An 18,953-nucleotide genomic window follows, 5' to 3' on the forward strand; every position below is an offset into this window, starting at 1 on the left:
GCCATGGCCCCCGACCTTCCCGCCGACCTGGCCCGGCCCGGCGACACCGCCGGCTTCCTGCTCGGCCCCGTGCGCCCCGGCGCGCAAGGCGAGCGCCGCGTGCTTGGCGGCGGCCAGACCGGCGCCTGGGTCGGCCGCTGGCTGGGCCTGCACCTGGCCGGCCTGGCCCCGGGCCTGGTGCTGGAGCTGAGCAGCGGCCGCCAGGCCTGGCCGGCGCTGCGCCTGCCGCTGCCGGCCTCGGCCACGCCGGTCCTGTGCTGGGTCTTCCTCACCCACCGCCGCGACAGCCTGCACCTGTGCGGCGATGCGGCGGCGCTCCAGGGCCTGTCGCTGCTGGCCGTCGAGGGGGGCATGCCGCCCGAAGGCGCTGCCGCGCCGGCCGTGCACAGCCTGGCCCGGCTGCATGCCCTGGGCGCCGTCGCCCTGCGCGAGATCGACTGGACCGAGGACCCGCGCTGGCCACTGCGCGCCACCGGCGCCGATCCGCAGATCCGCTTTCGCCGCCTGCCGCAGGGCGGTCTGCTCCAAGTCGATCTGCAACTCGAACGCGAGGCCGAGCCCGGCCTGCCGCCGCCCACCCTGCACTGGACCCTGCCCGGCCGGGGCTATGCCGCCGGCCTGCCCCTGCAAGCCGCGGGGCCGGCGCGCTGGCAGGCCCGCACGCCGCGCCTGGGCGCGGGCGAGCGCTGGCGCCTGGATCCGCTCGACCGGCCGGGCCGCTTTCGCCTGATCGGGCTGGAAACCCGCCGCAGCCCCGCCCAGGGGCCGCTGCAGCGCCTGCTGTGCTGGCTGCACGACGCCCTGCGCGCCCATGCGCCCGAGCGCCATGCCCGCGAGCTGCTGCCCGCCCACGAGCTGCTGGCCCAGCCGGGCGAGGGCGCGCCCCGCTTCCTGGCCACCGGCGACGACCCGCACTTCCGCCTGGCCGCACCGCTGGCCGCCGGCTGGTACATGCTGGAGCTGGGCCTGGAACTGCCCGTGGCCCGCGCGCAGGCCCGCATCTACCTCGACACCGGGGCCGGCGAGCGCGAGGCCGACAGCCACGGCCTGCCGCTGCGCAGCGGCCAGACGGCCAAGCGCCTGCTGTGGGTGCCAGCCCGCGCACGGCTGCGGCTGGACCCGATGACCCTGCCCGGCGCCTTCGCCCTGACGCGCTTCCACCTCAAGCGCGTCAAGCCCGATTTCGCCCGCGACCGCATGCGCCGCAAGTTGCAGGCGGCGACGGGCCGCGGCGGCCTGGCGCCCGCGCCGCTCGATCCGGCCCTGGACGATGCCGCGCTCTGGGCCGCCTACGACCGCCTCTTCGAACCCGTGGCCGAGGATGCGCTGCACTATGCCGACTGGATCGCCCGGGTCGAGCAGCCGGCCCTGCCGAGCGCCGAAGCCCAGGCCGCCGAGCGTGCCGGCTGGGCCTGGCAGCCGCGCTTTTCCATCGTCACGCCGACCTACAACACGCCCCCCGAGCTGCTGCAGGCCTGCATCGACAGCGTGCGTGCCCAGCACTACCCGCACTGGGAGCTGTGCCTGGCCGACGACGCCTCGCCCGACCCGCGCGTGCGGGCGCTGCTGCAGGCCGCGGCCGCGGCCGAGCCGCGCATCCGGCTGGTCCTGCGCGAGCGCAACGGCCACATCGTCGAGGCCAGCAACAGCGCGCTGGCCCGGGCCGGCGGCGACTTCGTCGTCCTGCTCGACCACGACGACACCCTGGCCCCGCAGGCCCTGCAGTCGGTGGCCCGCGCGCTGCAGGCCCGGCCGCAGGCGCAGATCGTCTATTCCGACGAGGACAAGCTCGACCTCCAGGGCCAGCGCTGCGAGCCGCACTTCAAGCCCGACTTCAACCCCGACCTGCTCTACGCGCAGAACTACGTCTCGCACCTGGGCGTCTACCGGCGCAGCCTGGTCGAGGCCGTCGGCGGTTTCCGCCCCGGCTTCGAGGGCAGCCAGGACCATGACCTGCTGCTGCGCTGCGTCGCTCGGCTGCAGGACCCGCGCGACGTGTTGCACGTGCCCGAGGTGCTCTACCACTGGCGCCAGGTGCCCGGCTCCACCGCCCTGCGCCACGACGCCAAGGACTACGCCTGCGAAGCCGGCCGCCGCGCCGTGCAGGCCCACCACGACGCGCTGCATCCCGGCGTGCAGGTCAGCATCGTCGGCCCCGGCCTCTACCGCAGCCTGTGGCCGCTGCCGGCCGAGTTGCCCCGCGTCAGCCTGATCGTGCCCACCCGCGACGGCCTCGACGTGCTGCGCACCTGCATCGAATCCCTCGTCGAGCGCACCGCCTACCCCAACTACGAGATCCTGGTCGTCGACAACGGCTCCGTCGAGCCCGACACCCTGGCCTACCTGGCCGCCCTCCCGCAGCGCCTGGGCGAACGCGTGCGGGTGCTGCACGACCCGCAGCCCTTCAACTACGCGGCGCTCAACAACGCCGCCGTCGCCCAGGCCCGCGGCAGCCTGATCGGCCTGATCAACAACGACGTCGAGGTCATCGGCCCCGACTGGCTGGACGAGATGGTCCGCCATGCCCTGCGGCCCGAGATCGGCTGCGTCGGGGCCAAGCTCTACTACCCCGACGACACCGTGCAGCATGCCGGCGTCATCCTCGGCATCGGCGGCGTCGCCGATCACGCGCACAAGAACTTCCCGCGGGCGGCCTCGGGCTACTTCGGCCGGCTGCGCGTCGCCCACAACGTCAGCGCGGTCACGGCGGCCGTGCTGCTGGTGCGCCGCGCGGTCTACGAGCAGGTCGGCGGCCTCGATGCCGAGCACCTGGCCGTGGCCTTCAACGACGTCGACTTCTGCCTCAAGGTCATGCAGGCCGGCTACCGCAATCTGTGGACGCCGCAGGCCGAGCTCTACCACCACGAATCCAAGACCCGCGGCGCCGACACCGCGCCGCACAAGCGCGCGCGGCTCGAACGCGAAGCCCGCTGCATGCAGGACCGCTGGGGCCCGCTGCTGCGCCGCGACCCCTTCTACAACCCCAACCTCAGCCTCAGCCGGCGCGATTTCTCGCTGGCCCTGACGGCGCATCAGGCGGCCTCCCCGCCCGTCCCTGCCCCATGAAGCTCTTCGCCTCCTCCGCGCCCAAGCCGGCGCCCGACGCTGCGCGGCCCGATGTGCAGCAGCAGCAGTTCACCGTGGCCGGCCCCTCGGGCGGCAAGCTCTGGGTGGACCGCGCCTACCGCCTCGGCGAACTGCTGATGGTGGTCGGCTGGACCACCGCCGAGCTGGAACTGGAACTGCGCAGTGAAAGCGGCCCGCTGGCCGCGCGGCGCGTCGCCGTCGCCCGGCAGGACGTGGCTAGCCACTTCGGCCGCAGCGAGGGCGAGGGCCTGGGCTTCGTGCTGGTCGCCCAGGCCGATGCCGCCCAGGCCGCGGCCGTGGCGCTGGGCTGGGAACTGCGCCGCGGCGGATCGGCCGGCCGGTCCAGGCCGCTGCGCTTCGGCACCGAGCTGCCGACCACCGAGGGCGAGCTGGCCGCACTCGGCCCGGCCCTGGGCCTGCTGGCCCTGACGCAGGAGGCGCACAGCCCCGCCTGGGTCGACCTGATCGCGCGTGCGCCCCTGTCGGCGCAGGCCTGCCGTTCGGCCCGCGGCTTCCTCGAAGGCGCAGCCGCCTGCGACACCACCCAGGACGGCATCGTCGTCGGCTGGGTCGTGCACACCCCCGGAACCGTCGTCTGGCTGGAGGACGAGACCGGCCGCAGCCACCCCCTGACCCACGCCTTCCGCCGCTTCCGTCAGGACGTGCACGACGCCGTCGGCCAGGAATTCGGTCATGCTAGCCGCGACGCCGGCTTCATCGTGCGAGCGCGCGGCCTCAAGGGCGGCAGCAAGGTCCGGCTGAAGGCTGTGGACGAGACCGGCATCCACGTGCTCAGCGAGACCAGCTGCAGCACCCTGCCGCTGGACCCGGTGGGCGCCGCGCGCTGGCTGTTCGCCGTCGGCACGCCGCTGGCCGACATGCACCGCCGCGTGCCCCAGGTCGATGAGCCGGTGCTCGGCCCGCTGATCGCCCACCGCCAGTCGGTCTGGGACGAACTGCCGCTCGAAGGCCGTGTGCTGGGCCAGCTGCCGGCCGAGCCCGCGGTCAGCGTCATCGTGCCGCTCTACGGCCGCATCGACTTCGTCGAGCACCAGCTCATCGAGTTCAGCCGCGACCCCTGGTTCCAGCAGCAGGCCGAGCTGATCTACGTGATCGACGACCCCAAGCTGCTCGACAGCTTCCCGGCCCTGGCCGAGTCCCTGCACCGGCTCTACCGCCTGCCCATGCGCTGGGTCTGGGGCAGCGTGAACCGCGGCTTCTCCGGCGCCAACAACCTGGGCGTGCGGGTGGCCCGCGCGCCGCGGCTGCTCTTCCTCAACAGCGATGCCTTCCCGCAGCAGCCCGGCTGGATCCCGCCCCTGCTGGACGTGCTGGACACCCATCCCCGCATCGGCGCCGTCGGCCCGCGCCTGACCTTTGCCGACGGCTCCATCCAGCATGCCGGCATGGAATTCATGCGGCGCGAGGAGCTGGGCGTCTGGGTCAACCACCACCCCTTCATGGGCCTGGATCCCGTGCTCGACCCGCATGCCGGCTTGACCCGCCTGCCCGCCATCACCGGCGCCTGCCTGGCCCTGCGGCGGGTCGACTTCGAGCGCATCGGTGGCTGGGACACCGGCTACCTGATCGGCGACTTCGAGGACTCCGACCTCTGCCTGAAGCTGCGCGCCCTGGGCCTGGACATCGCCTACCTGCCCGCCGTGCAGCTCACCCACCTGGAGCGGCAGAGCTTCAAGCTGCTCGGCCAGGACGAGTTCCGCACCCGCGTCGTCCTCTACAACGCCGTGCGCCACCAGACCCGCTGGGCCGGCCTGATCGACCAGCCCGTGGCCCCTGCGCCGCTCGATGCCTGACCCCACGGACCCGGAAGCCCCCATGACCGCATCCTCCGCCCAACGCATCCTGGTGATGGCCCACGCCCACCCGGACTTCAGCCTCGGCGGCGGCGAGATCGCCGCCTACACCCTCTACCAGGCCTACCGCCGCCAGCCCGGTGTCGAGGAAGCCTGGTTCCTGGCCCGCGCCGACCGCGGCCGCGGCACCAGCGGCCACATCAGCCTGCGCCGCCCCAACGAATACCTGTGGGAGCAGGCCATCCACGACTGGCACCTGATGAAGGCCGCCCACCAGGAATCGCTGAGCACCTGGTTCGCCGACCTGATCCGCGCGCTCAAGCCCACCGTCGTCCACACCCACCACTACGCCCACCTCGGGCTGGAATACCTGCGGGTCATCAAGCAGGTCGATCCGTCCATCCGCATCGTCATGACCCTGCACGAGTACATGGCCATCTGCCGCAACAACGGCCAGATGATCAAGACCGGCAGCTTCAAGCTGTGCAGCCGCGAAAGCCATGACGAATGCCGGCAGTGCTTCCCCGAGAAGACCGCCGAGGACTTCTGGCTGCGCAAGCACTACTTCACCCGGCACTTCGAGCTGGTCGACCAGTTCGTCTCGCCCTCCGAATTCCTGCGCCAGCGCTACATCGACTGGGGCCTGCCGCCCGAGAAGATCGTCGTCATCGAGAACGGCCAGTCCGACGCCGCGGCCCTGCCGCCGCGCCCGCTGGCCGAGGGCGAAGGCCGCCGGCGCTTCGGCTTCTTCGGCCAGATCAACCCCTACAAGGGCCTGGACGTGCTGTTGCAGGCCCTGAGCGAGCTGCCCAAGGCCGAGCGCAAGAAGATCGTGCTGGAAGTGCACGGCGCCAACCTCGAATGGCAGCCGGCCGAGTACCGCGAGAAGATCGAAACCCTGCGCGCGCCGCTGATCCAGCAGGGCGTGGTGCAGTGGGTGGGGCCCTACCAGCCGCACGAACTGCGCAGCCGCATGGCCGGCGTGGACTGGGTGGTCGTGCCCTCGATCTGGTGGGAGAACTCCCCCATGGTCATCCAGGAAGCCTTCACCTGCGGCCGCCCGCTGCTGGTGTCGGACATCGGTGGCATGCGCGAGAAGGTGCGCGACGGCGTGGACGGCTTCCATGTGCCGGCGGGGAATGTGCTGGCCTGGGCCGACCGCTTCCGCCGCCTGGCGGCGCAGCCGGAGGCCGACTGGAACCGGCTTGTTCAAGGCATCAAGGTGCCGATGAACCACCAAGAATCGGCAGCCATGCACCTGGACCGCGTGATCGCGACTGCGGAGACCCCATGAAACGCGTCGGCCTGATCGACAACCTGCAGGACCTGCCTGACTTCCTGGCGAATCGCTACGAGACCGCCTCCGCCGCCGACTGCATGGCGGCCACCGGGGGCAACACCGGCAACGTGGCCTTTGTGCATGCGGCCCGCAAGGTGCTGGGGCATCCGCTGCGGCGGGTGGTCTGGGGCGAGCGGCCGGCGACGGTGCGCGCCGAGGTCGATCACTTGGTGATCTGCTGCGCCAACCAGCTCGGCCCGCATGCGGACCTGGGCGAGTGGGCCGACCACCTGGAAGCCCTGGGCTTGCCGGTCACGCTGCTGGGCCTGGGCGCTCAGTCCGACGCCCTGGATCGTTTCCCCGCCTTGCCAGCCGGCACCCTGCGCTTTCTTGACGTGGTGCGCCATCACCGCGGGGACGCGGACAGCAACCTTGCCGTGCGCGGCGACTACACCCGCGATCTGCTGGCCACGCTGGGCCATGCAGCGCGCCCGATCGGCTGTCCCTCCCTACAGATCGCGCCCGGCCGCGACCTGGGTGCAGCCATCCTGCGCGGGCAGGCGCAGCGGGGCGAGATCGAGCGCGTGGCCGTCGCAGCCGGCAACCCCTGGCACGGGCCCTCGGCCTGGCTGGAAGCCCTGCTGGTCGACGTCGTCGAGCAGTACGCGGGCGACTACGTGGTCCAGCATCCCCAGGAGATGCTGGCCTTTGCCTTTGGTGAGGTCGAGGCCCTGTCCCCGGAGGCCGTCGCACGCTTCCTCGCGGTCTACGGCCCGCGCTTCGACCTTGACGGCTTGCTGGCGTGGTACCGCCGCCATGCCGTCGTGCATGTCGATGCGGCGAGCTGGCTGCGCGCCCTGCGCCGCTGCGACCTGGCCCTGGGTCCGCGCTACCACGGCGTGGCCCTGGCGGTGCAGGCCGGCCGTCCGGGCTGTGTGCTGACCATCGACGGCCGCACCGAGGAGCTTTGCCGGGGCACCGGCCTCAAGCAGCTCTCGGCCCAAGCGCTGAAGGGGCAGGGTCTCACCGCCCCGGACCTGGTGGCGCTGGCCCGCTGGACGCCCGAGGATGCCGAACGCTTCGATGCCGTCCGCCATCGCAAGGCCCGGGACCTGGCGGACTTCCTGCGTGCCAACGGCCTGCGGCCCGCCGACCACCTGTTGCGCAATGCCGGCGAGCTCTGACGCGCCGGTCCGGACCGCCGGATCCCAGCCCCTCGGCATGGCGCCGAAAGCCTCGCGCCTGCCGGACCTGGGCAGGCTGTGCGCGGCCTGGTCGCGGCTGCTGCCGTCTTGGGGAAGGCGGCGCCGGCTGCCGCCGTCCCCATGCTCCCGGTCCGTCCCGGCCGATCCCGGCGGCGCAGCCAGCCTGGTACTGAGCGAGGCGGGCGATTCCGCCAGCGCCGCCTACTTCCTGCACGATCCAGCGCTCGATGCGCGAGCGGTCGACTGGGCCACCCTGGCCGCGGGCCGGACCGACGGCGCACGGCCCTGCCGCCTCTTGATCGTGCTGCGTTACTTGCCACCCGGCCGGCAGGCGCTGCTGCGCAGCCTGCGCGAGCGCGGCGTCCGTGTCGCCTATTTCATGGACGACGACCTCATGGACCCCGAGGCCGTCGCCGAGCTGCCCGAGCCCTACCGCAGCCGGGTGCGGCGCGAGGCGCTGGGCCAGCGCCAGCGCATCGAGGCGCTGTGCGATGAGTTCTGGGTCTCGACGCCCCATCTGGCGCAGAAGTACGCCGCCTGGCAGCCCAAGCTGATCGAGCCGCGGCCGGCGCGGGCCAGTCTGCTGGCGGGGCCGCCGGTCTGGGTCTGCTACCACGGCACGGCCTCGCATCAGGCGGAGCTGGACTGGCTGCTGCCGCTGATGCAGCAGGTGCAAGCGCAGGCGCAGGGCACGCGCTTCGAGGTGTTTGGCGACCATGCGGTCTACAAGCGCTTCCGCGAGCTGCCGCGGGTGAATGTGCTGCACCCGATGAGCTGGCCGAACTACCTGGACTACACGTCCGGCGTGCGGCGCGAGATCGCGCTGGCGCCGCTGCAGCCCTCGCGCTTCAATGCCGGCCGCGGGCACACGAAATTCTTCGACTTCGCACGCATGGGCGCGGTCGGCCTGTACTCGGACCGGCCGCCCTACCGCGGCTTCGTGCGCGACGGGGTGGACGGCCTGCTGCTGCCCGACGATCCGGCCGCCTGGGTGCAGGCCATCGTCGCGCTGGCCGCCGATGCGCCGCGGCGCGAGCGCATGGCCGCCGCCGCCCGCGAGCGGGCCCTGGCCCTGGCCTGGGGCGAGGCGCTGCCGCCGCCCGCGCCCAGCGCCAAGCCCCCCGCCCTGCTGCGCGGCGTGCAGGTGCAAAGGGCGCCGCAGCCGCCGGAGTCGGTCTGGCGCTGGGCCCTGGATGCGCCGGCGCATGACCGGGTGGCGGATCTGGCGACCGGCTCGCTGACGGTGCAGGGCTGGCTGCTGCTGAAGACGGCCGGCGCGCAGCCGCCGGTGCTGCTGAGCTGGTGGGACGATGCCGTCGAGCCGAGTCGCCATGCCTTCAACGGCGACCGGCGCGACGTGATCGAGCGGGCGCTGCGCGAGCCGGTGGCCGGCCACCCGCAACTGCGCTGCGGCTTTCGCCTGAACCTGCCGCTGCCGCTAACGACGCCGGGCCAGTTGCGCCTGCGCCTCGGCTTCGAGCTGCCGGAAGGCGAGGTCTTCGAGGCGGCGGAGCTGCGTTTCCCGCCCACCTCGCAGGTGATCGAGGGCCGCGAGGGCTGGCTCTACTTGGACAACGACAGCAACCGCAGCGTCGACCAGTTCACCGGCCGCCTGCTGCTGACGGCCGACCAGCAGCAGCAGTGGCGGCAGTACCTGGCCGATGCCGCCGCGCTGGCCGCCCGGCACGCATGCCGGCATGCGCTGCTGATCGCGCCTTCGAAGGAGGAGGTGCTGCCGCAGCACCATCCGCACCGCCGTGCCCTGACCACGGTGCTGGACCAGGTGCGCGAGCTGGCCGGCCCGGACGCCCCGGTGCTGGATGCCGCGCCGCTGCTGCGCGCCCAGCCCGATCCGGCCGCCTGCTTCAAGCGCACCGACACGCACTGGACGGACCGCGGCGCGACCGTGGCCTTGCTCGCCGTGCTGGAGCGCATGGGCTACGACGGCGCGCGCCTGCGCGCCGCGCTGGCCGGGGACCGCTACAAGACCCTGGCCTATCCCGGCGACCTCGGCATCAAGCTGCTGCCACCGCAGAGCGCGCCGACCGAGTTCCTGGACGCGCCCCCGGCCGAGGACGGCGCGGTCTTCGACAATCGCTTGCCGAATATCGGCCGGGTGATCGTCTTCCGCGCCGAGGCGCCTGTGTTCGACGAGGCCCTGCTGGTCTTTGGCGCCTCCTCGGCCTATCCCATGTTGAAGTCGCTCAAGCGCCTGTTCGCGCGGACGGTCTTCGTGCACAGCGCGGCGCAGATCGATGCGGCCGTGCTCGCGCACGAGCGGCCGGCGGCCCTGCTGCTGCAATCCAACGGCCGCTTCCTCATCCAGCCGCCGACGGCGGGCTTCGACCTGCGCGCCGCCGTGGCCCACAAGCTGGGCGAGGCCGATGCCGCGCTGCGGGCGCAGATCGACGCCCTGCGCGCCGAGGCGGACGGACCCGAGCCCTACTACCGCGCCATGCTGGAGCCACGATGAGCGATGCCGACGCCCGCCCGCCGGCCGCCGACCCGGCCGGGCGGCGGCCCTCGCTGGTGCTGCCCACCCGGGGCCTGGCCCGCGTGCCGACCCTGGCGGCGCTGCTCGACGATCACGCCCTGGTGTCGCGCCCGCAGGCCGACAGCGCCGCGGTGCTGGCCTGGGGCCGCAAGCCGAGTGCGGACCGGGCCGAGGCCGTGGCCGCCCGGGCCGGCCTGCCGCTGTGGCGGGTGGAGGATGCTTTCCTGCGCTCGCTCGCTCCGGGCGCGGCGGGTGGCCCGCTGGGCCTGCTGGTCGACGACCTGGGCGTGTACTACGACGCGAGCGCGCCTTCGCGGCTGGAAACCTGCATCCTGGCCGAGGCGCCCGAAGGCGCGCCGGCCCGCGCCGCGGCCCTGCAAGCGGCCTGGTGCGCCGGCCGGGTCAGCAAGTACAACCAGGCCCGCGAGCTGCCGCCGCCGGTGGCCGGCGGCCATGTGCTGCTGGTCGACCAGACGGCCGGCGATGCCTCGATCCGCTGCGGCCTGGCCGGGCCGGCCAGCTTCGCGCGCATGCTGGAGGCGGCGCTGGACGAGCATCCCGGCCGGCCGCTGCTGCTGAAGCTGCATCCCGAAGTGGTCAGCGGCCGCAAGCGCGGCCACTTCGAGGCCGGGCTCACGCCGGGCCAGGCCGCCCGCGTGCATCTGGTGACGGCCGATGTGCATGCGCCGGCCCTGCTGGAGGCGGCCGAGGCGGTCTACACCGTCACCTCGCAAATGGGCTTCGAGGGCCTGCTCTGGGGCAAGCCGGTGCGCACCTTCGGCATGCCCTTCTATGCCGGCTGGGGCCTGACGCAGGACGAGCTGGCCGCGCCCGCGCGCCGCGCACCGCGCCCGCTGCACCGCCTGCTGCATGCCGCGCTGGTGGAGCTGGCGCGCTATGTCGATCCCGAAACCGGCATGCGCTGCCCGCCCGAGCGCCTGCTGGACTGGCTGGCCCTGCAGCGGCGCATGCGCGAGCGCTTTGCGCCCGAGCTGCATGCCATCGGCTTCTCGCGCTGGAAGAAGCCCATCGTGCGCGCCTTCCTGGGCGGCAGCACGGTGCGTTTTGCCGGGCCGCGCGCGCCCCTGCCGGCCGGCGGCACGGTGGCCGTCTGGGGCCGCAGGCCGCTGCCGGCGCGCGGCGGCCCGCCGGGCCGGGTGCTGCGGCTGGAGGATGGCTTCCTGCGCTCGGTCGGCCTGGGCGCGGACCTGGTGCGGCCGCTCTCCTGGGTGGTCGACGAGCTGGGCCTGTATTACGACGCGACCCAGCCCTCGGCGCTGGAGAAGCTGCTGGCCGGGCAGGTCTTCGACGAGGCGCTGCGCGAGCGCGCACGCCGCCTGCGCGAGCGCATCGTCGGCATGGGCCTGACCAAGTACAACGTCGGCGCCGGGGCCTGGCAACGGCCGCCCGGCGCGCGGCAGGTGGTGCTGGTGCCGGGGCAGGTCGAGTCCGATGCCTCGCTGGCCTGGGGCGCGCCCGGCCTGCGCAGCAACCTGGCCTTGCTGCGCGCCGCGCGCGAGGCCGCGCCCGAGGCCCACCTGGTCTACAAGCCGCATCCCGACGTGGTGGCGCGGCTGCGCCGCCCGGGCGCGGACGAGCATCTGGCAGCCAGCTTCTGCGACGAGGTCGTCGTCGACTGCCCGATGCACCGCCTGCTGGACGCCGTCGACGAGGTGCATGTGCTCACCTCGCTGGCCGGCTTCGAGGCCTTGCTGCGCGGCCGCAAGGTCGTCACCCACGGCCAGCCCTTCTACGCCGGCTGGGGCCTGACCGAGGACCGCCTGCCGCCCGCCCGCCGAGGCCGCCGGCTGAGCCTGGACGAGCTGGTGGCCGGCGCGCTGATCCTGTATCCAAGCTATGTGAGCTTGACGACGGGCTGTTTCACCACGCCCGAGCGCATCCTGGACGAGCTGCAAGCATGGCGCAGCCAGGGCGCCGCGCGCATGCCCTGGTGGCGGCGCGGCCTGCGCGCGCTGCTGCGGCTGCTGAAGCGCGCTTAAGCCCGCCCGGACGCGCGATTTTTGGCCGATCGGGCGGCACGGCGGCGGCGCTTAATCTGGGCGTGACTGCTGCCGAACCTCGACTCCGCCCCCTGTCCTCTGCCGAAGCCCCGGGCCGCGTCGCACCGCTGCGCGAAGCCGGCTTCCGCAGCGGCCCCGGACCCGACCGCAGCCCGGTGGTGCCGCGCTCGATGTTCAGCCTGATGCGCCACCGCCGCGTGCTGCTGCTGCAGGGGCCGATGGGGCGCTTCTTCGACAAGCTGGCATGCAGCCTGGGGGCCCATGGCATCGAGGTGCTGAAGGTGCACTTCAACGGCGGCGACCGGATGTTCTACCGCCAGCCCGGCGCCCTGGACTTCACCGGCACGGCCGAGGTCTGGCCGCTGTGGCTGGAGCGCCTGCTGCACACGCGCGGGATCGAGGCCATCGTCGTCTTCGGCCAGATGCGGCCCCTGCACCAGGCCGCGCGCCGGGTGGCCCAGACCCGGGGCTGCGCCTTCTACGTGTTCGAGGAAGGCTATCTGCGCCCGGACTTCGTCACCCTGGAACTGGACGGGGTGAATGCCTATTCCTCGCTGCCGCGCGACCCGGCCGCCTACGCCCGCCTGCCCGAATCGCGACTGGGCATCCAGCCCCTGCCCACCGGCCAGACCTTTGCCGGCGTGGCGGCCACGGCCATGGCCTACAGCCTGGCTTGCATGATCTCGAAGCTGCGCTTCTGGCACTTCAGGCCGCATCGCTCGCTGCATCCGCTGAGCGAGGGGCTGCGCTGGGTGCGATCGGGCCTGCGCAAGCAGCGCTATGCCTGGCGCGAGCGCGGCGCCCAGGCGCGGCTGTGCAGCCCGGCGCACACGGGACGCTGGTTCCTGGTGCCGCTGCAAGTGCACAACGACAGCCAGGTGCGCTTCCACTCGGCCTATGAGTCGATCGAGGATTTCATCCAGGAGCTGATGCAGTCCTTCGCCGCCCATGCGCCGGCCGGTGTCGACCTGGTCCTCAAGCAGCATCCGCTGGACCGGCCCTACAAGGACTACGGCCCGCTCATCGAGCGCCTCGCGCGCTGGCTGGGCATCGACGGCCGCGTGCATTACCTGCACGACCAGCACATGCCCACCCTGCTGCGCCATGCGCGCGGCGTGGTCACGATCAACAGCACAGCGGGCTTGCAGGCGCTCTACCACGGCACGCCGGTGATCACCCTGGGCGACTGCTTCTACAACATCCCCGGCCTGACCCATGGCGGCACGCTGCAGCAGTTCTGGCACCAGCCGCAGCCGGTCGACAGCCTGCTCTACAGCCGCTTCCGCGCGGCGATGACCGAGCAGACCCAGCTCAATGCCAGCTTCTATGCCCGCAGCCCGGGCCTGGACCGGGTGCGGCGCATGGCCCGGCCGCCTGAGGCGGCCAGCCCGCCCCGGGCCGAGGGCGGGCGGCCCATGCCCGCCGTGGTGCGACCGCTTTCGAGCGGGCCGGGCTGAGGCCTTGCCCCGCCGGGCTGCCCGGGTGGCTGGGGATGCGGCGGCTCCGCGTCCTTGATCAGAATGGGGACCCGCGCGGCCCCGGGCTCTGAACCGGCCCGACCCGCCGCGCCCGACGCAACCCAGCCCCCCGCGAGCCGCATGTCCAACCCCACCGCAGCGCAGGCCCTGCCCGACATGGCCCTCACCGGCCTTCGTGTCGTCGAGATGGGGCAGTTGATCGCCGGCCCCTTTGCCAGCAAGACCCTGGGCGATTTCGGGGCCGAGATCATCAAGATCGAGCCGCCGGGCAGCGGCGACCCGCTGCGCAACTGGCGCATGCTCAAGGACGGCACCTCCGTCTGGTGGCAGGTGCAGAGCCGCAACAAGCGCAGCCTGGCCCTGGACCTGCGCGAGGCCGAGGGCCAGGCCATCGCCCGCCGCCTGATCGCCCAGGCCGATGTGCTGATCGAGAACTTCCGCCCCGGCACGCTGGAGGGCTGGGGCCTGTCCTACGAGGAACTGGCGCGCGACAACCCCGGCCTGGTGATGCTGCGCATCAGCGGCTACGGCCAGACCGGCCCCTACCGCGACCTGCCGGGCTTCGGCGCCATCGGCGAGGCCATGGGCGGCCTGCGCCACCTCACCGGCGAGCCCGGCCGCATCCCGGTGCGCTGCGGCATCAGCATCGGCGACAGCCTGGCCGCGCTGCATGGCGTGATCGGCGTGATGATGGCCCTGCACCACCGCCAGGCGCGCGGCGGCAAGGGGCAGGTGATCGATGTGGCGCTGTCCGAAGCGGTGCTCAACATCACCGAAAGCCTGATCCCCGAGTACAGCGCCTTCGGCGCGGTGCGCGAGCCGGGCGGCTCGGCCCTGCCGGGCATCGCGCCGTCCAATGCCTACCGCTGCCGCGACGGCGTGGTGCTGGTGGCGGGCAATGGCGATTCGATCTTCCGCCGGCTGATGCAGCTCATCGGCCGCGACGATCTGGCGCAGGACCCGGCCCTGGCGCACAACGCCGGCCGCGTGGCCCGCGTCGAGGAGATCGACCAGGCCATCGAGGCCTGGACCGCCGAGCGCGCCATCGACGAGGTGCTGGCCCTGCTGGCCGAGGCCAGCGTCCCGGCCGGCCGCGTCTACACCGCCCGCGACATCGTCGAGGACGCGCATTTCCGCGCGCGCGAGATGGTCGTCGAGCAGCTCACCCGCGACGGTGACCGCCTGGCCGTGCCCGGCATCGTGCCCAAGCTGCTCGGCACGCCCGGCGGGTTGCGGCGGCCGGCGCCGGCGCTGGGCGAGGACACCGAGTCCATCCTCGGCGAGCTGGGCTTCGATGCCGCAGCCATCCAGGCCCTGCGCGACCGCAAGGTGATCGCATGAGCCCGGGATCGGTCTGGCAGGGCAGGGGCCGGCGCTTGCAGATGCAGGAGGTGGGGCCGCGCGACGGCTTGCAGGCCGAGGCGGTCTTCGTGCCGACGGCCGACAAGATCGCGCTGATCGATGCCCTTTCGGCCACCGGGGTGGCCAAGATCGAGGTGACCGCCTTCGTCTCACCCCGGGCGGTGCCGGCGCTGGCCGATGCCGAGGCGGTGATGCGTGGCATCCAACGCCAGCCCGGCGTGGTCTACAGCGCCCTGGTGCCCAATGCGCGCGGGGCCGAGCGGGCCCTGGCGGCGGGGGCCGACGAGCTGAACCTGGTGCTCTCGGCCAGCGAGAGCCACAACCTCAGCAATCTGCGCATGACGCAGGCGCAGTCCTTCCGCGCCCTGGTCGAGGTGCTGGCCCTGGCCGGGCCGGCGGGCGTGCCGGTGAATGTCTCGCTGTCGTGCAGCTTCGGCTGCCCCATGGAGGGCGAGGTCGCGGCCGAGGCCGTGCTCGCCTGGTGCGGGCGCTTCATCGACGAACTCGGCCTGCGCCGCCTGGCCCTGTGCGACACCACCGGCATGGCCCATCCCGCCCAGGTGGCCGAGCGCACGGCCGCCGTGCTGGCCCGCTGGCCGCAGACCGAGCTGACCCTGCACTTCCACAACACCCGCGGCATGGGGCTGAGCAATCTGCTGGCCGCCATCGATGCCGGGGCCAGCCGCTTCGACGCCGCGCTCGGCGGCCTGGGCGGCTGCCCTTATGCGCCCGGCGCCACGGGCAATATCTGCACCGAGGATGTAGTGCATGCCCTGGAACTGATGGGCTACGACACCGGCTGCGACCTGACCGCCTTGCTGGCTGCCGCTGCGCGCTTGCCGGCCCTGGTGGGCCATGAGCTGCCCGGCGCGGTGCTGCGGGCCGGTCGCCGCCTGGACCTGCATCCCCGGCCGGGGAGCGTCGACGCGATCTGCCAAGCCGCCCCGGGCGGTTGAGACCGCGTACGGCGGACGGCTGCCGCAGGCCCTTGCGGTGTTCAGCCGACCGAGTCCATCCAGAGGGCGAAGTCGGCCTGCATGTCCTCGAAGGCCAGCAGGGTGAAGCGCAGGGATTGACCGTCCCGCGACCAGCTCGCGCGGTGGCTGTGGATCGACCGGGTGCCGGCCCGCGCGAGTTCATGTGCCAGGGCCTGCGGGCGGCGGTCGGGCAGGCCGGCGCCGGGCTGCGCTTCCAGCAGCAGGTGCGGCAGCGAGAACCAGCGCAGATGCGGCAGGCGCTGCCAGGCGCCGAGCAGCGTCCACTCGGAGGCCGCCCCGGCCTCGCGGCCCCGGGCCACGGCTTCGAGGATCTCGGCGCGCGGCACTGGAATCCACGATTCCGGCAGCTCCAGGTGCAGGCCTAGGCCCGGCAACTCGCGGCGGGCGGCCCGGGCCGGGCGGGGCAGGCAGGGGGACAGGGCCAGGGCGGTCAGCAGGGATCGGCGATGCATGGTGCTTTATCGCCGAGCCCGGGCCACCCCGCGGGATGCGGGGTCATGCGAAGGTGGCCTGCACTTCCGCGCCGACAGGCGTTGGTGCGCCGCCGAGGCGCCTACAGATTGCAGGCCGATTGCCTACAACGCGGCCAGAAAAGACAAAGGACTTAGGCGCTTTCGCGGCTAAGTCCTTGTCTTGATTGGTGGGCCCTGAGTGACTCGAACACTCGACCTACGGATTAAGAGTCCGCTGCTCTACCAACTGAGCTAAGAGCCCGGTAAACCGGTCCACCGTGGTGGGTTGTGCAGGACTTGAACCTGCGACCAACGGATTAAAAGTCCGCTGCTCTACCGACTGAGCTAACAACCCCCTGTGTGCGATAGAGCCTACTAGTATAGGCAGCCGGGATCGCCCGGCGCAAGCTTTTTCTGCAAGCGGCTCAGGGCTTGTGCAGCAGGGCTTCGATCAGGGTGCCTGCAGCGACCATGCCGAAGCTGGCCGTCACGACCACGCTGGAGCCATAGCCGTGGCAGTTAAGGCTGCCGTCGCTGGCGCAGGCGTCTTCGGTGGCTGGGCGGCTCACGCTCTCGCGCGAGAACACGCAGCGCAGGCCCAGCGGGCCCTTGCGCGGCGCGCCGTGCTGCTGTCGAAGGCGCTGGCGCATGGCGGCCAGCAGGGGGTCGTGGCTGGTCTCGCTCAGGTCGGCCACTTCGACCTGCTGGGCCAGTCGCTTGCCGCCGGCTGCGCCGACGACGACCAGGGTGTGCCCGGCCTGCCGCGCCGCTGCGGCCAGGGCGAGCTTGGCAGCGACCTGGTCGCAGGCGTCGATCACGCCATCGACCGCATCCAGCCCGCCGATCAGCGCCGGCCAGTTGTCGGGGCTGGCAAAGTCGTCGATGCGCTGCAGGGCGCAGCCAGGGTGGATGTCGGCAAGTCGCTCGGCCAGGGCATCGACCTTGGCCTGGCCGATGCTGTACCCCAGGGCCTGCACCTGGCGGTTGATATTCGATTCGGCGACATGGTCCATGTCGACCAGCACGATCTTGGCCACGCCGCAGCGGGCCAGGGCCTCAGCCGCCCAGGAACCCACGCCGCCGAGCCCGACGACCGCGACCCGCGTGGCACGCAGCCGCATGTAGGCCGCATCGCCATAGAGCCGGCGCAGGCCGCCGAAGCGCCGCTCCAGATCGGCGTCTGAAGGTGTGAGGGCTGCGGCGGGCGTGGCGGCGTTCATGGGCGGGAGGCTTCGCGGAACGGGTCACTCGGGCCGGAGGCCCGCCCCGGTCCGCGCGCCCGCCTCACTTCAGCGTGCTGAGTCGCTCGCGCGCCGCAGTGGCGGCTTCGGACTTGGGGTAGCCGCGCACCAGCTCGTCGAGCGTGGCGCGGGCGGCCTTGTTGTCCTTCAGCTCGATCTGGCAGTTCGCCACGGCCAGCAGGGCTTCGGGCGCCCGCGGGTGGTCGGGCTGGGTCAGCACCAGGGCGCGGAAGCTCTCGATCGCGCCGGCGTACTCGCGCTTGCCGTAGAGGGCGTTGCCCAGCCAGTAGCGCACGCTGTTGAGGTAGCCGCTGTCGGGATAGCGCGACTGGAAGGCCTTCAGCGCGCTCGCGGCGGCGACGAAGTCGCCCTGGCGCAGGAGGGTCAGCGCATCGTTGTAATCGCGCGTCTCGCTGGTCTGGGCCAGGAACTCGCGGCCGTCCAGGCCGACGCGCTGCGGTTCGAGCTTGCGCAGGCGCTGGTCCAGGGTCTGGTTCTGGTCGGCCAGGCGGCGCTGCAGCTCGCCGATGTCGCGCAGGATCTGCTCGTTGTTGCCGCGCTGGGTGGCCAGCTCGGTGCGCAACTGCTCGTTCTGGGCATTGAGTTCAAGCACGCTGCGCTGAAGCTGCTTGACCAGGTCGGTCAGCTCGGTGCGCAGGCGCTCCGAGGCGGCCTGGGACGCCCGCAGGTTCTCGGCGTTCTGGTCCAGCCGGGCACGCAGGTCGATGATGGCCTTGCGGGCATCGTTATCGGCGAACAACTGGGCCTGGGCCGCACCCCCGGCCCCGAGGGCCAGCAGCAGCACGCCAAGGCGCAGTGACGAGCGGCCGCTGAACGGCACGACGGGGCGGGCGGACATCCACATGGCGATCAACGCTCGCGGATCTCGGCGCGGCGGTTCTTGGCGTAGGCCGCCTCGGTCTGGCCGGTGTCGGCCGGACGCTCCTTGCCGTAGCTGCTGGCTTCGATCTGGCTGTCGACGACGCCGCGCAGCTTCAGGGCACGCAGCACCGCCTCGGCGCGCTTCTGGCCCAGGGCCAGGTTGTATTCGCTGCCGCCACGCTCGTCGGTATGGCCTTCGATGATCACGCTGCGCTTGGTGTTGCGGGTCAGCAGCGCGGCATGGCGCTCGATCAGCGGCGCATAGCTTTCGGCCACGGCGAAGCTGTCGTAGTCGAAGTAGACAACCCGGCCGATGCGGTCGGCCTCGGCCGCGTCCTGGGCATTCAGGTCGACACCGGTCACTTGCGAGGCCGGCACGCCCGAACCCGGGGCGGCGCCCGGCGCAGCCGGCGCGGCAGGGGCTGCGGGGGCGGTGGCGCTGCGGCTTTCCACCGGCGGCTGCGTCTCGTCGAGCTTCACGCCCGAGGCGCAGCCGGCCAGCACGAGGGCCAGGGCCAGGAGGGACAGGGACAGGCCGCGGGGGGCGGCGGTCGGCGAGCGATGCATGAACAGACTCCGGCTTCGGATGAAAGGGGGGAAGGTAAGCGGGATGGACGAACAGTTTCGCCTAGCAGGAGGC

General features: G+C 72.6%; 13 protein-coding genes and 2 tRNA genes. 9 read left to right on the forward strand and 6 right to left on the reverse strand.

The window, feature by feature from the left end; translation table 11 throughout:
• Positions 1-3 precede the first annotated feature (3 nt).
• From JI742_RS05910 to JI742_RS05950, 9 genes are all read left to right on the forward strand, one after another.
• On the forward strand, positions 4-3,066 hold the full coding sequence (locus tag JI742_RS05910) for a glycosyltransferase family 2 protein (RefSeq protein ID WP_236676805.1): 3,063 nt from the start codon (positions 4-6) through the stop codon (positions 3,064-3,066).
• On the forward strand, positions 3,063-4,901 hold the full coding sequence (locus JI742_RS05915; protein WP_201824717.1) for a glycosyltransferase family 2 protein: 1,839 nt from the start codon (positions 3,063-3,065) through the stop codon (positions 4,899-4,901). The genes JI742_RS05910 and JI742_RS05915 overlap by 4 nt, the downstream gene beginning before the upstream one ends.
• A gap of 22 nt (positions 4,902-4,923) precedes the next feature.
• Entirely contained in the window at positions 4,924-6,195 is a 1,272-nt protein-coding gene (locus JI742_RS05920) for a glycosyltransferase family 4 protein (protein WP_201824718.1), read from the forward strand.
• Positions 6,192-7,364, forward strand: a complete 1,173-nt coding sequence (locus tag JI742_RS05925; protein ID WP_201824719.1) for a polysaccharide pyruvyl transferase family protein — start codon at positions 6,192-6,194, stop codon at positions 7,362-7,364. The genes JI742_RS05920 and JI742_RS05925 overlap by 4 nt, the downstream gene beginning before the upstream one ends.
• A gap of 37 nt (positions 7,365-7,401) precedes the next feature.
• Entirely contained in the window at positions 7,402-9,858 is a 2,457-nt protein-coding gene (locus tag JI742_RS05930) for an alginate O-acetyltransferase AlgX-related protein (protein ID WP_201824720.1), read from the forward strand.
• Positions 9,855-11,879, forward strand: a complete 2,025-nt coding sequence (locus JI742_RS05935; protein WP_201824721.1) for a capsule polysaccharide biogenesis protein — start codon at positions 9,855-9,857, stop codon at positions 11,877-11,879. The genes JI742_RS05930 and JI742_RS05935 overlap by 4 nt, the downstream gene beginning before the upstream one ends.
• Before the next feature lie 62 nt (positions 11,880-11,941).
• Positions 11,942-13,357, forward strand: a complete 1,416-nt coding sequence (locus tag JI742_RS05940) for a capsule polysaccharide biogenesis protein (protein WP_201824722.1) — start codon at positions 11,942-11,944, stop codon at positions 13,355-13,357.
• A gap of 141 nt (positions 13,358-13,498) precedes the next feature.
• Complete coding sequence (locus JI742_RS05945) at positions 13,499-14,719, forward strand: CaiB/BaiF CoA transferase family protein (protein ID WP_201824724.1); 1,221 nt, start codon at positions 13,499-13,501, stop codon at positions 14,717-14,719.
• The gene (locus JI742_RS05950) at positions 14,716-15,696 is read left to right on the forward strand and encodes a hydroxymethylglutaryl-CoA lyase (protein ID WP_201824726.1); all 981 of its coding nucleotides are present in this window, start codon (positions 14,716-14,718) and stop codon (positions 15,694-15,696) included. Before JI742_RS05945 ends, JI742_RS05950 begins: the two co-directional genes overlap by 4 nt.
• Before the next feature lie 41 nt (positions 15,697-15,737).
• Here JI742_RS05950 and JI742_RS05955 read toward each other — a convergent pair whose 3' ends face one another.
• The 6 genes from JI742_RS05955 to pal all read right to left on the reverse strand — a co-directional run bounded on the left by JI742_RS05955 (position 15,738) and on the right by pal (position 18,880).
• A complete protein-coding gene (locus tag JI742_RS05955) occupies positions 15,738-16,190 on the reverse strand; it encodes a hypothetical protein (RefSeq protein ID WP_201824728.1) in 453 nt (150 codons plus the stop codon).
• Positions 16,191-16,376: 186 nt separating this feature from the next.
• Positions 16,377-16,452 (reverse strand) — tRNA-Lys (locus JI742_RS05960).
• Between the two features lie 17 nt (positions 16,453-16,469).
• Positions 16,470-16,545 (reverse strand) — tRNA-Lys (locus tag JI742_RS05965).
• Between the two features lie 70 nt (positions 16,546-16,615).
• Positions 16,616-17,410: a tRNA threonylcarbamoyladenosine dehydratase gene (locus JI742_RS05970; RefSeq protein ID WP_201824729.1), complete on the reverse strand. Its 795-nt coding sequence runs from the start codon at positions 17,408-17,410 to the stop codon at positions 16,616-16,618.
• A gap of 64 nt (positions 17,411-17,474) precedes the next feature.
• Positions 17,475-18,290 (reverse strand): tol-pal system protein YbgF, encoded by an 816-nt coding sequence (ybgF, locus tag JI742_RS05975; protein ID WP_201824730.1) that lies wholly within the window; start codon positions 18,288-18,290, stop codon positions 17,475-17,477.
• A gap of 11 nt (positions 18,291-18,301) precedes the next feature.
• The gene (pal, locus tag JI742_RS05980; RefSeq protein ID WP_201824731.1) at positions 18,302-18,880 is read right to left on the reverse strand and encodes a peptidoglycan-associated lipoprotein Pal; all 579 of its coding nucleotides are present in this window, start codon (positions 18,878-18,880) and stop codon (positions 18,302-18,304) included.
• Positions 18,881-18,953 lie beyond the last annotated feature (73 nt).

It is taken from the genome of Piscinibacter lacus, from assembly GCF_016735685.1.
Classification (GTDB): domain Bacteria; phylum Pseudomonadota; class Gammaproteobacteria; order Burkholderiales; family Burkholderiaceae_C; genus Aquariibacter; species Aquariibacter lacus.

Excerpts from the sequence above, each read along its gene's own strand:
- JI742_RS05930 (WP_201824720.1), top strand. The coding sequence starts at position 7,402 with ATGGCGCCGAAAGCCTCGCGCCTGCCGGACCTGGGCAGGCTGTGCGCG.
- ybgF (WP_201824730.1), bottom strand. The coding sequence starts at position 18,290 with ATGTCCGCCCGCCCCGTCGTGCCGTTCAGCGGCCGCTCGTCACTGCGC.
- JI742_RS05945 (WP_201824724.1), top strand. The coding sequence starts at position 13,499 with ATGTCCAACCCCACCGCAGCGCAGGCCCTGCCCGACATGGCCCTCACC.
- JI742_RS05950 (WP_201824726.1), top strand. The coding sequence starts at position 14,716 with ATGAGCCCGGGATCGGTCTGGCAGGGCAGGGGCCGGCGCTTGCAGATG.
- JI742_RS05910 (WP_236676805.1), top strand. The coding sequence starts at position 4 with ATGGCCCCCGACCTTCCCGCCGACCTGGCCCGGCCCGGCGACACCGCC.
- JI742_RS05925 (WP_201824719.1), top strand. The coding sequence starts at position 6,192 with ATGAAACGCGTCGGCCTGATCGACAACCTGCAGGACCTGCCTGACTTC.
- JI742_RS05920 (WP_201824718.1), top strand. The coding sequence starts at position 4,924 with ATGACCGCATCCTCCGCCCAACGCATCCTGGTGATGGCCCACGCCCAC.
- pal (WP_201824731.1), bottom strand. The coding sequence starts at position 18,880 with ATGCATCGCTCGCCGACCGCCGCCCCCCGCGGCCTGTCCCTGTCCCTC.
- JI742_RS05970 (WP_201824729.1), bottom strand. The coding sequence starts at position 17,410 with ATGAACGCCGCCACGCCCGCCGCAGCCCTCACACCTTCAGACGCCGAT.
- JI742_RS05955 (WP_201824728.1), bottom strand. The coding sequence starts at position 16,190 with ATGCATCGCCGATCCCTGCTGACCGCCCTGGCCCTGTCCCCCTGCCTG.
- JI742_RS05915 (WP_201824717.1), top strand. The coding sequence starts at position 3,063 with ATGAAGCTCTTCGCCTCCTCCGCGCCCAAGCCGGCGCCCGACGCTGCG.
- JI742_RS05935 (WP_201824721.1), top strand. The coding sequence starts at position 9,855 with ATGAGCGATGCCGACGCCCGCCCGCCGGCCGCCGACCCGGCCGGGCGG.